The sequence below is a fragment of the Nonomuraea sp. WAC 01424 genome (assembly GCF_003947315.1).
Classification (GTDB): Bacteria; Actinomycetota; Actinomycetes; order Streptosporangiales; family Streptosporangiaceae; genus Nonomuraea; species Nonomuraea spiralis.
The window spans coordinates 166,533-179,412 of the sequence record NZ_QHHZ01000011.1; the positions used below are offsets into that span (position 1 = coordinate 166,533).

9 protein-coding genes are annotated in these 12,880 nt (G+C 72.8%); 4 read left to right on the forward strand and 5 right to left on the reverse strand.

All coding sequences use genetic code 11. From position 1 onward, the window contains the following. Window positions 1–60 precede the first annotated feature (60 nt). From DMB42_RS29245 to DMB42_RS29255, 3 genes are read right to left on the reverse strand one after another with little or no spacing between them, the layout of a single operon-like run. The gene (locus tag DMB42_RS29245) at window positions 61–1,272 is read right to left on the reverse strand and encodes an ROK family transcriptional regulator (protein WP_125638450.1); all 1,212 of its coding nucleotides are present in this window, start codon (window positions 1,270–1,272) and stop codon (window positions 61–63) included. A gap of 47 nt (window positions 1,273–1,319) precedes the next feature. After that, on the reverse strand, window positions 1,320–2,321 hold the full coding sequence (locus DMB42_RS29250; RefSeq protein ID WP_125638453.1) for an aliphatic sulfonate ABC transporter substrate-binding protein: 1,002 nt from the start codon (window positions 2,319–2,321) through the stop codon (window positions 1,320–1,322). A gap of 52 nt (window positions 2,322–2,373) precedes the next feature. Further along, on the reverse strand, window positions 2,374–3,861 hold the full coding sequence (locus tag DMB42_RS29255) for a sulfatase-like hydrolase/transferase (RefSeq protein ID WP_260478015.1): 1,488 nt from the start codon (window positions 3,859–3,861) through the stop codon (window positions 2,374–2,376). 170 nt (window positions 3,862–4,031) lie between these two features. Here DMB42_RS29255 and DMB42_RS29260 point away from each other — a divergent pair, with 170 nt between their 5' ends. Beyond that, entirely contained in the window at window positions 4,032–6,398 is a 2,367-nt protein-coding gene (locus tag DMB42_RS29260; protein WP_125638456.1) for a family 20 glycosylhydrolase, read from the forward strand. 62 nt (window positions 6,399–6,460) lie between these two features. Here the strand turns inward: DMB42_RS29260 and DMB42_RS29265 are convergent, their stop codons facing one another. After that, window positions 6,461–7,030, reverse strand: a complete 570-nt coding sequence (locus DMB42_RS29265) for a TIGR03086 family metal-binding protein (protein WP_125638459.1) — start codon at window positions 7,028–7,030, stop codon at window positions 6,461–6,463. Between the two features lie 148 nt (window positions 7,031–7,178). Between DMB42_RS29265 and DMB42_RS29270 the strand changes: the two genes are divergently transcribed. Further along, window positions 7,179–7,760 carry a TetR/AcrR family transcriptional regulator gene (locus DMB42_RS29270; protein WP_125638462.1) on the forward strand — a complete coding sequence of 194 codons (582 nt, stop codon included), beginning with the start codon at window positions 7,179–7,181 and terminating at the stop codon, window positions 7,758–7,760. Between the two features lie 107 nt (window positions 7,761–7,867). Further along, complete coding sequence (locus DMB42_RS29275) at window positions 7,868–9,001, forward strand: NAD(P)/FAD-dependent oxidoreductase (RefSeq protein WP_125638465.1); 1,134 nt, start codon at window positions 7,868–7,870, stop codon at window positions 8,999–9,001. 243 nt (window positions 9,002–9,244) lie between these two features. On the opposite strand, the gene DMB42_RS29280 is transcribed toward DMB42_RS29275, so the two are convergent. Continuing rightward, on the reverse strand, window positions 9,245–11,092 hold the full coding sequence (locus tag DMB42_RS29280) for a S8 family serine peptidase (protein WP_125638468.1): 1,848 nt from the start codon (window positions 11,090–11,092) through the stop codon (window positions 9,245–9,247). A 218-nt stretch (window positions 11,093–11,310) separates the two neighbouring features. Between DMB42_RS29280 and DMB42_RS29285 the strand changes: the two genes are divergently transcribed. Then, window positions 11,311–12,696: a serine hydrolase gene (locus tag DMB42_RS29285; protein WP_125638471.1), complete on the forward strand. Its 1,386-nt coding sequence runs from the start codon at window positions 11,311–11,313 to the stop codon at window positions 12,694–12,696. Window positions 12,697–12,880 lie beyond the last annotated feature (184 nt).

A 12,880-nucleotide genomic window follows, 5' to 3' on the forward strand; every position in this document is an offset into this window, starting at 1 on the left:
GGGCTCGTCATCGTCGCAGGGATCCTTCCGGGCAGCGCTTGTCAGGGGTGGTCGGGGAGATCAGGGGGCGGACGGGCGGAGGTGGGCGGGGATCGAGGGCTCCTCGTGCACGAGGAGGGCGATGGCGCCCATGGCCGAGGCGTTCACCCCCAGGTCGGCCTGTGCGACGGCGATCTCGCGGGGGGAGCGGGGCAGGGCCAGCAGGGCGATCGCGTCCCGGATCGGGTCGAGGACGAGGGTGCCCAGGCCGGCCAGCTCGCCGCCCACCACGATCAGCGCGGGGTCGAGCTGGGCGACGGTGCCGGCCAGCACCCGGCCGAGGTCGGCCGCGGCCGAGACGATGACCTCGCACACGGCCGGCACCCGGTCCTGGGCGGCCGCGACCAGCGCGTCGAGGCCGGACAGCCGGATCCCGCGCGCGGCGCACGCCCTGAGCAGGCCCTGGCCGCCGATGCCGCCCTCCAGGCAGCCGCGGCTGCCGCAGTGGCAGGGCTCGCCGCCGGGGTCGAGGGAGACGTGGCCGATCTCGCCGCCGGCGCCGTGCGCGCCGCGCAGCAGCCGGCCCGCGACGATGAAGCCGCCGCCGACGCCGACCGACCAGCGTACGTAGACCATGTCGCGCACCGATCGGCCGACGCCCCACGTGGCCTCGGCCAGCGCGGCGAGCCTGGCGTTGTTGTCCACGGCCACCCGTACGCCGAACTCCTCGGCGACCCGCCTGGCCACCGGGAGGTAGCAGGCGGGGAGCGTACGCGGGATGCCCGGCAGGTCGAGGGGGGCCGGCGCGGGGGTCTCGTCCACGACGCCGACCAGGCCGAGGCCGACGGCCTCCAGCGCGCCGAGGCCGATACCGCGCTCGGCGGCGACCTCGTGGGCCAGCCGGATCGCCGCCTCGGCCTCCTCCAGGGGGGCCGCGTCCTCCGGCAGGGAGGCGGAGGCGGTGGCCACCACCTGGTGGGCGGCGTTGGCCACGGCCAGCCGTACCCGGCCCCGCCCCAGGTCGAGGCCGAGCAGCAGCCCGGCGGCCGGGTTGAGCGAGACGAGCGCGGCGGGCCGGCCGCGCCCGCGCGGCGCGTCGGGCACCGCGTCCGTCTCGATCACCGCGCCGCGGTCCATCAGGTCGGAGATGATCGCGAACAGCGTGCTGCGGGACAGTCCGGTGCGCTCGGTGAGCTGGCCCCGGCTCAGCGCGCCGGCCGCGCGCAGCGTGGTGAGCACGGCGTCCTCGTGCACCAGGCGCAGCCGCTGAAGCGCGTCAGTGGGTGACGACATGGGACCATGATGGTGGGCAGGGGAACAAGGTCAACTTTCCGGCCATCTCATCCGGCGGACGCCGACGCGTACAGGTCGGCGGTGAAGTACGTGGACGGGTCGGGCGAGTCCTGGAGCTTGCCCATCGTGACGAACAGGTCGGCCAGGCCCTTGTACCAGCCGCCCGCCGTGCCGTCCTTGGCCAGCTTGACCAGCTCGGGCGTCGGCAGGATCTTCGTCACCGCAGATGCGCCCTTGAACTGCTGCGGCGGCGCCTTGAGGAAGGTGGCGGTCAGGGTCTCGGCCTCGGCCGCGTGCCCGGCGACCCAGTCGTTGGCCTCCTGGAGCACCTTCACCACCTTGGTGACGGTGGCCGCGTCGTCGGCGACCAGCTCGTTGCGGGCGACGAACGAGCTGGGGAAGCTGAGCTTGGGGTAGTAGTCCTCGCTCTTGGTCAGCTCCACCAGGTCCGGCACGTTCTTCTTGATGGTGTCGATCAGCGGGTACCAGATGGCCGCCGCGTCGATCTGCTTGGCGCTGAAGGCGGTCACGACCGTGCTCGGGTCCATGTTGACCTTCTGCACGTCCTTGCCGGACAGGCCGGCCTCCTTCAGCGCCAGCTCCAGGATCATGTCGCCGGACGTGCCCTCGGGCACGCCGACCTTCTTGCCCTTCAGCTCCTTGATCGAGGTGACGCCGGACCCCGGATAGGTGATCACCCGGTCGGCCTGGCCGAGCATGTTCGGCGCGATGATCTTGGCCTTGCCGCTGGCCGCGAGCCAGGTGGCGCCGGAGCCGATGTAGCCGAAGTCGAGGTCGCCCGAGCCGAGCGCCTGGATCTGCAGCGGGCCGTTGGTGAACACCTTCAGGTCGGGCTCCAGCCCCTGCTTGGCCCACAGGCCCTGCTTGTCGGCCGCGGCGAGCGCGGCGGCGCCGGAGAAGTCGGCGATGTAGCCGAAGCGCACGCTCTTGGCTTCGGAACCCCCCTCGGAGGAGGAGCCGCAGGCGGCGGCGGGGAGGAGGACGGCCAGCGCCGCCAGGGCGCTGACCAGGGTGCGAGGACGCCTCATCGTGGGGTCCTTTCTCGTCTCACGGAGGGATCGGGGGGTGACGCGGGCGGTCTCATGCCACCTCGTCGGCGACGCCGTCAACGTCGGGGGCGCGGCCCTCGCCGATGTCGGCCATGTAACTCATCCAGGTGTAGGCCGGGTCGCCGCGGCGCAGCAGTTCCCGGTACAGCCGGACGGTCAGCTCGCGCCGGACCGCCGCGTAGGCGGGGGCGGCGTAGACGTTGCGCAGTTCGTGCGGGTCGGCGTCCAGGTCGTAGAGCTCGTGCACGCCTTCCGGGTTGAAGACCAGCTTGTGGCGGCGGTCCCGGAGCATGCGCTGGGAGTAGGGGAAGTGGTGGCCGTGGAACTCGGCGACCACCGAGTCCCGGCCTTCGGCGGGCTCGCCCCGCAGCAGCGGGAGCAGGCTCTCGCCATCGCAGGGCTGCTGCGGCGGCAGGCCCGCCAGGTCGAGGATGGTCGGGTTGAGGTCGATCAGGTTGGCGAACGCGTCCACGGTCTTGGCCGTCGTGCCGGGCACCCGGACGATGCCGGGGATGCGGTAGATGTCCTCGTACATGGCCGGGCCCTTGTCGTTCAGGCGGTGGGCGCCGGTGAACTCGCCGTGGTCGGCGGTGAAGACGACGGAGGTCTCGTCCCACAACGACAACTCCCGCAGGGCCGTCAGGAGCCGGCCGATCTGGTCGTCGATCATCGTCACGTAGCCCCAGTAGACGGCGATCAGCTTGCGCCAGGCGTCGGCGTCGAAGTGGTCGGCCGACCAGTACTCGGAGTAGCGGCGCTGCACCTCCGGCTTGCCGGCGAAGGTCTCGGCCATCGAGGCGGGCAGCGGCACCAGGTCGGGGTCGTACATGTCGTAGTAGTGGTCGGGGATGAGGTACGGCAGGTGGGGGCCGTACCAGTGGCAGGACAGCAGGAACGGGCGGCCGGTGCGGTGGAACTCGGCGGCGTAGCCTTCCAGCAGCTCCAGCGTGCGGTCGGCGAGGAACGCCTCGATCGTGGCCTCGGGGGGCTGCCGCAGCCGGCCGGCGATGAGGTGGCCGCGGCCGGTGCCGTTCGGGGCCTTGCCGAAGACCGGGTTGTCCACGGCGAAGGGCGGGTGGCCGTTCTCCTTCAGCCAGCGTTCGTAGGAGGGGTGGTCGAACGGGTTCAGGGCCCCGGGCAGGTGCTCGCCGTCCATGCCGTGGAACTCGGGCCCGCGTTCGCGGCCGATGTGCCACTTGCCGACGTGGCCCAGGTTGTAGCCGGCGGCCCGCAGCGGCGCGGCCAGGGTGGGGTGGTCGTCGGCGAGCTCGTCCCGGCCGCCGCCGTTGCGCTCGGGGTTGACCAGCAGGCCGTGCCGGAACGGGTGCAGTCCCGTGAACAGCGACGCGCGGGCCGGGGTGCAGATGGCGGTCGGCGTGTAGAACCGGTCGAAGCGCGTGCCCTCCGCCGCCAGGCCGTCCAGCGCGGGGGTGCGCACGACGGGATTGCCATAGCAGCCGAGGGTGTCCACCCGATGCTGGTCGGTCATCAGGAACAGGACGTTGCGGGGACTGGTCACTCGCTCTCCGATCGCTCATTTTTTCTTGAGGGTTTACGTTAAAAGAGGATCATGGACTCCGCAAGAGGTTGATGTGGGGGCGATGTCGCTTTTTATTTCCCATGCCTTGACGTAAATCCGTGAGGGTGATCACACTGTGCGATGACCACCCCCCTCCCCGAAGGAGTCCGATGCGCCGACATCTCGTGACCGCCGCGCTCGTGGCCTCGTTCCTCGTGCCGCTGTCGGGCGCGCTCGCCGCCGTCGCCGACGACGAACCCGTCAACCTGGCCCTCGCGGGCACCGCCACCGCCTCCAGCGTCGAGCTCGACCGCGCCGACTTCGTCGCCGCGCAGGTCAACGACGGGAACACCGCCACCCGCTGGTCCTCCAAGTACGCCGACGACAACTGGATCCAGGTACGGCTGGCCGCGCCCGCCAAGGTCGACCACGTGACCCTGCGCTGGCCGAACGCCTGCGCCCGCGACTTCGTCCTGCAGACCTCCGCCGACGGCGTGACCTGGACCGACGTGGCCTCGCTGCAACGCGACACCTGCCCGCGGACCGACGTCATCGACGTGGCGTCGCAGGCCCCCGTCTCCTACGTCCGCATGCAGGGACGCCAGCGCTGGTCCACCTACGGCTACTCCGTCTCGGAGTTCGAGATCTGGGACCGGCCGCCCGCGCCGCCCAAGCCCGTCCTGGGCCTGGTGCCGAAGCCGGTCGAGGTCCAGGAACAGGGCGGGACGCCGTACACGCTGCACAAGAACACCCGCGTCGTCGCGGCCGGACAGGACGCGCGGGCGCCCGCCGAGTACCTGGCCAGGGCCCTGCGCCCGGCCACCGGCCACCGCCTGCCGGTCGTCACCGCGGGCGAGGGCGTCGCGCCGATCGTCGTCGAGGTCGGCCCCGGCAAGGGGCCGGCCGGTCACGAGGACGAGGGCTACCGGCTCAGCGTGGCCCCCGGCCGGATCGCCATCGCCGCGAGCACGCCCAACGGCGCGCTCAACGGCGTCCAGACGCTACGCCAGCTCTTCCCACAGTGGGTGGAGTCCGGCTCGGCCGTGCCCGCGCGATGGACGGCGCCCGCGGTGACGATCACCGACTACCCGCGCTTCGCGCACCGGGGCATGATGCTCGACGTCGCCCGCAGCTTCTACCCGGTCGCCGAGGTGAAGGCCGCCGTCGACGCCGCCGCCCGGTTCAAGATCAACCGGTTGCACCTGCACCTGACCGACGACCAGGGCTGGCGCATCGCCGTCGGCGACCCGGCCACGAACCCCTCGGGCATCGACTACGGCCTGCTCACCCGCGTCGGCGGCGCCACCGCGATGACCGAGCGGGGCACCGAACCCGGCATCACCGGCTTCTACACCAAGGCCGACTACGCCGAGATCGTCCGTTACGCGGGGGAGAACGGCATGACCGTCATCCCCGAGATCGACCTGCCCGGCCACGGCGACTCGGCGCTGCACTCCGTCCCGCAGCTCAACACGGCGGGCGCGCAGCCGCGGCTCAAGCCGGGGGAGACCACCGTCCCGCACAACGGCACCGGCTCGGTCGGCTACTCCTCGCTGGACGCCGCCGCCCCGGTCACCTACGAGTTCGCCCAGCACGTGCTCGCCGAGATCGCCGCGATGACGCCCGGCCCGTACCTGCACATCGGCGGCGACGAGGCGCACGTCACGCCGCACGCCGACTACGTCAAGATGGTCGACGCGTTCACGGCCGCGGTGAAGGGCCTCGGCAAGACCGTCGTCGGCTGGAACGAGTACGCCGGCTCCGCCCTGCCCCAGGGCGACGCCGTCGTGCAGTTCTGGAACGGCAGCCTGGCCGCCGTCGCCAAGGCGGTCAACGAGCGCGGGGCCAAGGCGATCCTGTCCCCGGCGGCCAACACCTACGTCCCGCAGAAGCAGGATTCCCGGCAGCCGCAGGGTGGCACCTGGGCCTGCGGCGGCGTCTGCGGGCTGGACCGCCACTACAACTGGGACCCCGGCACGTACGTGCCCGGCGTCGCGGAGTCGTCCGTGCTGGGCGTGGAGTCGGCGTTGTGGGGCGAGTTCATCAGGCGGATCGGCCAGGCGCAGTACTACTCCTTCCCGCGCCTGATCGCGACCGCCGAGGTCGGCTGGACCCCGCAGAACCAGCGTGACTACGCCGGATTCAGCACCAGGTTGTCGGTGATCGGCGGGCGGCTGACGGTCGCGGGCGTCAACTTCTTCCCCACCGCCGACGTCCCGTGGCGGTTGCAGGTCCTCGGCCTGCCGGTCACCGTCCGCACCGGCCAGGCGACCGGGGCCACGTGGACGGTCACCGCGCCCGGCCACGCCGCGGACGGGCTCAAGGCGTCGATCGCCTGGAGCGACGGAGTGACGGAGGAGGTCACGCTGACCACGCCGCGCGCGGCGAGCATCCCGGACATGCGGGTCAACGACGCCTTCACCGCGCGGTCGGACCGCACGTTCGCCGGGCCCGGCCGGTACACCGGCACCCTGACCGTGCGCCCGACCGGCCTCGCGCCGGTGCAGGGGGCTCTGACGGTCACCGTGAAGGACTGAGCCGCGACGCGGGCCCCGGCCTTTGGGGCCCGCGTCCGGCGGGCCCGCCTCCCGTCCGGCTTTCAGCGGGACGGGAGGCGGCGGCCGGTGAAGGCCAAAAGGCGGCGGTGCGCGGGGTCGGCGGGGTCGGCCGGTACCTCGGGGCCGAACATGCCGGGCCGCCGGAAGGCGGCGAAATCCATGGCGAGCATGATCGTGAGGAGCTCGTCGCACGCGGCGTCGTCCGCGAGGGCTTCCTGGCCGGTGGCCAGGGCCAGGCCGGCGCCGTGGACGAGCACTTCGGTGAGGTGCACGAGCGCGGCCATCGGCCCCGGCAGCTCGCCGAACCCCAGGCGGACGGTCCCGTCCAGGGCTCCGGGGCGGTGCCAGGCGTCCCGGTCGAGGCTGTCGGCGAGGGCGAAGGCCGCCCGCGGGTCGTCGCCGAGCCAGTCGTCCTCGTGCGCCGCGCCGCCGTCGGTGCCGGTGAGCTCGGCGGCGAAGATGCGCATGCCGCCGACCAGGTGGTTGAGCTCGGTCCGTACGTCCCAGGCCGGGCAGAGGGTGGGGGCGGCGAGCCGGTCGCCGGTGAGGCCCTCGACGACGTGGCCGGTCATGGCGAGGGCGCGGTCGATCTGGTCGATCACCGAGGTCATCGTGGGGCTCCTTAGAGGGGGCTCGGCGGACGCGTCGGCGCCCAGGGTCTCGTCCCGCCTCTAAAGCAGGTCGTGACTGCGTTTACGGCGAGGACTCTAGGGCTCGATCCACCGCAAACGCAAGTCATGGCTGCGTTAGGGTTGGGGCATGGAGGAAGAGCGACAACCCGCCCGGCGTCCCGGCGGGCGCAGCGCCCGGGTCCGCACGGCGGTGCACCGGGCCGTCACCGACCTGATCGCCGAACGCGGCTTCGGCAACTACACCGTCGGCGAGGTCGCGGCCCGCGCGGGCGTGGCCGACACCAGCGTCTACCGGCGCTGGGGCACGCTTGAGGCCCTGACCATGGACGTCGCGATCACCGGGCTCACCACCACCTCGCCCGTCCCCGACACCGGCAGCCTGGACGGCGACCTGCGCGCCTACGCGGCCAACGTGGCCAGAGACGTCACCGGTCCCGACGGCCTGGCCGTGCTGCGCCTGGTCATCGCCCTGTCGTCGGCGGGCGACGACGGCGTACGGGCGCGCGAGGCGTTCCTCGCCGAACGCTCCCGCCAGCTCCAGGTCATGCTCGACCGGGCCCGCGACCGGGGCGAGCACCCTCCGGAGGTCCTCGACGTGGTCGATCACCTCTTGGCCCCGATGTACGTCCGCGTCCTGTTCGGAGCCGTTCCGCTGACCCCCGGCTACGTCGACGGCCTGACCGGGCGCCTGCTCGCGCGCACGCCCTGACGAGACGTGCCCCCTCGATGGACGGGTGTGGCGGTGGTGTGAAGGTTGGGGACGGGTACCGTGCAGGCGGCGCCACGGGCGGCGGAACGCGCCTAACGTCCAGAAACATGCAGACAGTGGACGTCCTGGTCGTGGGAGCGGGGCTGGCCGGGTTGAGCACGGCCCGCCTGCTGGCCCGGCGGGAGCTGAACGTCATGGTCGTCGACCGCCGCAGGTCGTTGTCGGCCGGCATCCGCACCACGGGCATCTTCGTACGCCGCACCCTCGACGACTTCGACCTGCCGGACCACCTGCTCGGGCCCGGCGTCCGGGACGTGCTGCTGTACCCGCCGTCGCGCCGCTCGCCGATCCGGCTCACCAGCGACCGGGACGAGTTCCGGGTGGCCGACATGGCGGCCGTCAACGAGCACGCCCGCCGGGCGGCGGAGTCGGCCGGGGCGCAGGTCATGCTGGGCGTGCGGTACGCCGGGACATCGGCGGGCGTCGTACGGCTGGAGGGCGCCGAGCCGGTGGCGGCCAGGTTCGTCGTGGGGGCGGACGGCGCCCGGTCGCGGGTGGCCCGCGATCTCGGCCTCGACGTCAACCGGCGCTTCCTGGTGGGCGCGGAGATCGTCCATCCGGTCGCGCCGGGCGGGGGCGTCCCGGCGTTCCACTGCGTGCTTGATCCGCGGGTGGCTCCGGGGTACCTGGGGTGGGTGGTCGACGACGGGCGGCACGCGCACGTCGGCGTCGCGGGCGATCCGGCGGCGATGCGGGCGGGCGTCCGCCACCTGCTGGACGCCTTCGCCGCCGACGCGCCCGGCCGTTCCGCGCCCGCCGGGCCGGTCGAGCGGCGGGGCGGTCCGATCCCGGTCGGCGGGGTGCTGCGGCGGCTGGCGTGCCCGTCCGGGCTGCTCGTCGGGGACGCGGCGGGCGCGGTGTCGCCGCTGACGGCCGGTGGGCTGGACCCCTGCCTGCGCATGTCCGAACTGGCCGCGGCGGTCGTCGCCGGGTTCCTGCGCACCGGTGACGAAGGGATGCTGGGGCGGTACGACGGGGCCGCGTTGCGGGCCCGGTTCCGGGGGCGGTTGTTGTTGCGGCGGGTGTTCGCCGGGGTGCGGTCGCCGCTGGCGGCGGAGGCGGCGGTGGCCGCGCTGCGCGGTCGCGCGGGCCGGGCGTTGGCGGCCCGGATCCTGTTCGGCGACGGCTCCTTCCCCGAGATCGAGCCCCGCCCCACGACCAGGACGCCCCTGCCCGGCTGACCCCCTGCCCGGCTGACCCCCTGCCCGGCTGACCCCCTGCCCGGCTGACCCGGTGTCTGGTTGGTCCGCCCGCCCGTGCCCGGGTGTGGCGCGACCCCGTGCGGTGGGCGCACGGGGTCGCGGAGTGCACGGTCACGGCCTACCGCGACGCCCGTGCAGGCGGGTCGTCACGGCCTGGTGCGACGCCCGTGCAGGCGGGCGGTCACGACCTGGCGTGGCCGTTGGTGCAGGTGGAGCGGGTGGTCACGGCTTGGTGTAGCCGCCGGTGTAGGCGCCGGATCCGCTGTAGGCGTGCACGCGGATGCGGTAGGTGCCCGCCGTCCCGTTGTAGGTCAGCGACTCGTCGGGCCCGGTGCCGCTGCTGCTGGCGACCGTGCTCCAGCCGAGGATGCCCTGCTTCTGCAGGTACAGGTCGAAGTCCACCCCGGTAGGCCCGTCGAGGCAGGCTCGGTGCGTCCCGGCGGCCGCCGTGTAGCCGGTGCTGTTCGGGTAGTACACGTTCTGCCCGCTGGTCAGGTTGCCGGAGAACGGCGTCGTGTAGCCGGTGCAGTTGCCCGGAGTGGTCCCGACCGTGATGCTCGCGCTGGTGGAGTTCGTGGCCCCGCCGTTGTCCGTCACGGTGAGGGTCACGGTGTAGGTCCCGGCGGCGGCGTAGGTGTGCGACACGGTCGCGCCGGTGCCCGAGGAGCTGTCGCCGAAGGTCCACGCGTACGAGGCGATGGTCCCGTCCGGGTCACTGGAGCCCGACCCGTTGAACGAGCACACCCGCGTGGTGTTGTCGCACGACTGGGTGAAGCTGGCGACCGGCGACTGGTTGCCGCCCGTGGTCGGCGGGTACTGCGTGGCGTCGTGCACGTCGAGCAGCCGTTCCTTGACCCCGTCGGTGGCGTCGTCGGTCCAGTTGAGGTTGCCCGTGGCCTTCAGCTTGTCCCGTACGGCCAGCGCCCCGGCCCGGTTGGTCGTCTTGTGCGTGCCGCTGGTCAGTACGGCCGCCGCGCCGGCGACGTGCGGGCTGGCCATCGAGGTGCCGCTGATGGTGTTGTAGCCGCCGTTCATCCACGTGGAGTAGATGCAGGTGCCCGGGGCCGCGACCTCGATGGTGGTGCCGTAGTTGGAGAACCAGGCGAGCGTGTCGTCGGTGTCGACGGCCCCGTCGGTCCGGCACGGGACGGTGATCGTGCCGGCCAGGCCGCCCGGCTGCCCGTCGAAGTCGGTCACGGCCGAGACGGTGACGACGTCGGGGTGGTTGGCCGGGAAGAACGTGGCGGCGTCGGACGAGCTGTTGCCCGCCGCCACGACCACGACGATGCCCGCGTTGGTGGCGTTCGTGATCGCGTTGCTGATCGCGGAGCTGGTGCAGCCCTCGCAGCCGAGGCTCAGGTTGATGACCTCGATCGTGCTCGCCCTGGCCACGACCCAGTCCAGGCCCGCCGCGATGCCGGCCAGCGTGCCGGAGCCCGCCGAGTTGAGCACCTTGACCGCGTGGATGCGGGCGCCGGGGGCGACGCCGACCGCGCCGATGGAGTTGTCGATGGCGCCGATCGTGCCGGCCACGTGGCTGCCGTGCCCGTTGTCGTCGTCACCGGTGCCCGAGCAGACGCCGCTGGTGCAGTTGGTGCTGGCCACCACGTTCAGGTCGGGGTGGTCGAGGTCGACACCGGTGTCGACGACCGCCGCGTCCACGTCCACACGGACGTCGTCGGTGCCGTCGATGTCGAGGTTGGCGTTCTGGTCGGCGAAGATGCGCTTGATGCCGGACGGCACGGTCTGGGCGAAGGCGTGCACCTCGTGGTCGGGCTCGACGGAGACCACGCCCGCCTCGCCCTTGAGCTTGGCGGCCTCGTCGGGGGTGAGGAGCGCGGTGTAGCCCTGGAAGGCGTACCGGTAGGTACCCACCAGCACACCCTTGTGCTCCGTGACCTGCTGCTGCGCCTCGTTCGCCACCTGAGCCCGCGACACGCCCGAGAGCTGGACGATGTAGCGCTGCTGGTCGGCGGCGGCCGGGGAGGTGGCCTCGGCGGCGGTGGCCCAGCCGGACAATGCCAGGCAGACGCCGGAGGCCAGGGCTAACAGGGTTGAGATTCGACGCATGGTGACGCCTTTCTCCGGGGGTGACATGAGCTGCGCTCATGCGGCTTGTGAGCGGAACATCGCATATGACAGCGAGTCAGGCAATACTGAAATATCTGTCATAGATCATCGCTTCGGTCGTCCCGACGAACGGACGTGGCATGCGTGATGGAATCGAACGAACGGGACGATCCCCGCCGGCTCTAAGGTCGTGTCGAATCGAGCCAGGGGGGACACCGGTGCCGGAGCTGGACGAGATCGGCGCGTGGTTGCGGCGCCGGCTGGCGGGGCTGCTCGCCGACAACCAGGTGCCCGGGGCCGCCGTGGCGGTCCACGCGGGCGGGGAGACGGTCGAGGTCGCCGCCGGGACGCTGAGCACGGCCACGGGCGTCGAGGCCACCCCCGACTCCCTCTTCCAGATCGGCTCGATCACCAAGGTGCTCACCGCCACGCTGGCCGTGCAACTGGCCGAGGAGGGCAGGCTCGACCTCGACGCGCCCGTACGGACCTATCTCCCGCGGTTCCGGATCGGCGACGACCGGGCCGCGCGGCGGATCACCACCCGGCAGCTCATGTGCCACGTCGCGGGCTTCGAGGGGGACGTCTTCACCGACACCGGCAAGGGCGACGACTGCGTCGAGAAGTACGTGGACGTCCTGCGCGAGGTGCCGCAGCTGTTCGAGCCGGGGGAGATGTTCTCCTACAACAACGCCGGCTACTGCGTACTGGGCCGGATCGTCGAGGTCGTGCGCGGGCGGCCGTTCGACGACTGCATGCGGGATCACCTGTTCACGCCCCTCGGCATGACCCACGCCGCCTGCGACCCGTACGAGGCGATCGTCCACCGCACGGCGGTCGGGCACGTGCAGCGGACGCCGGACGGCCCGTACGAGCCGACCCCGGTGTGGGCGCTGGCCCGCTCGAACGCGCCCGCCGGGTCGATGCTGGCGATGCGCCCGCGCGACCTGCTGGCCTTCGCCCGCATGCACCTCGCCGGCGGCACCGGCCCGGACGGCGTCCGCGTGCTGAGCGAGGAGGGCGTCAGCGCGATGCGGCGGCCGCAGGTCAGGCTGCCCGACATCGCCCAGGGCACCGCGTGGGGCCTGGGATGGGAGCTGTTCGACCTGCCCGGAGGCATGGTCGTCGGCCACGACGGCAGCACGATCGGCCAGTCGGCGTGCCTGCGCGCGGTGCCGGGACACGACGTGGCCGTGGTGATCGTCGCCAACGGCGGCCGGTCGCGGCCGGTGTTCGCCGAGATCGCCGGCCGCGTGCTGGGCGAGCTGGCCGGGATCGAGCTGCCCGCGCCGCCGGCGCCCGGCCCCGCCGTGTCGCCCGCGGACGCCTCCCGGTACGTCGGCACGTACACGTCGAGCACCTGCGAGACGGCCGTGACCAGGGACGAGACGGGCCGGGTGTGGTTGCTGCGCACGCCCGTCGGGATCACCGCCGAGCTGGACGAGGTGCCGTACCGCACGGAGCTGGTCGGCTGGCGCGGCGACGTGCTGCTCCCGCTCGAACCCGAGCGCGGCGTGCGCGCGCCGATCGCCTTCCTCGGCGACGACGGGACCGGCCGCGCCCAATACCTGCACGACGGCCGCGCCGACCGCCGCACCCCCGACTGAGCCCAAGCACCAGGACCATCCGCACCGGGGACGACCCGCCCGGTCAGCGCGCCGGGCGGGTCGTTCCCATGTCCGGCCCCCGCCCCCGACCCCCGCCGATCAGTTGGTACGCCCGGACGAACGCGGGCCCGAACGTTCGATGACCGCGACGAACACCGCAGGTGGCCCGGGTCCCACTATCGTC

Excerpts from the sequence above, each read along its gene's own strand:
- DMB42_RS29245 (WP_125638450.1), bottom strand. The coding sequence starts at position 1,272 with ATGTCGTCACCCACTGACGCGCTTCAGCGGCTGCGCCTGGTGCACGAG.
- DMB42_RS29250 (WP_125638453.1), bottom strand. The coding sequence starts at position 2,321 with ATGAGGCGTCCTCGCACCCTGGTCAGCGCCCTGGCGGCGCTGGCCGTC.
- DMB42_RS29260 (WP_125638456.1), top strand. The coding sequence starts at position 4,032 with ATGCGCCGACATCTCGTGACCGCCGCGCTCGTGGCCTCGTTCCTCGTG.
- DMB42_RS29265 (WP_125638459.1), bottom strand. The coding sequence starts at position 7,030 with ATGACCTCGGTGATCGACCAGATCGACCGCGCCCTCGCCATGACCGGC.
- DMB42_RS29270 (WP_125638462.1), top strand. The coding sequence starts at position 7,179 with ATGGAGGAAGAGCGACAACCCGCCCGGCGTCCCGGCGGGCGCAGCGCC.
- DMB42_RS29275 (WP_125638465.1), top strand. The coding sequence starts at position 7,868 with ATGCAGACAGTGGACGTCCTGGTCGTGGGAGCGGGGCTGGCCGGGTTG.
- DMB42_RS29280 (WP_125638468.1), bottom strand. The coding sequence starts at position 11,092 with ATGCGTCGAATCTCAACCCTGTTAGCCCTGGCCTCCGGCGTCTGCCTG.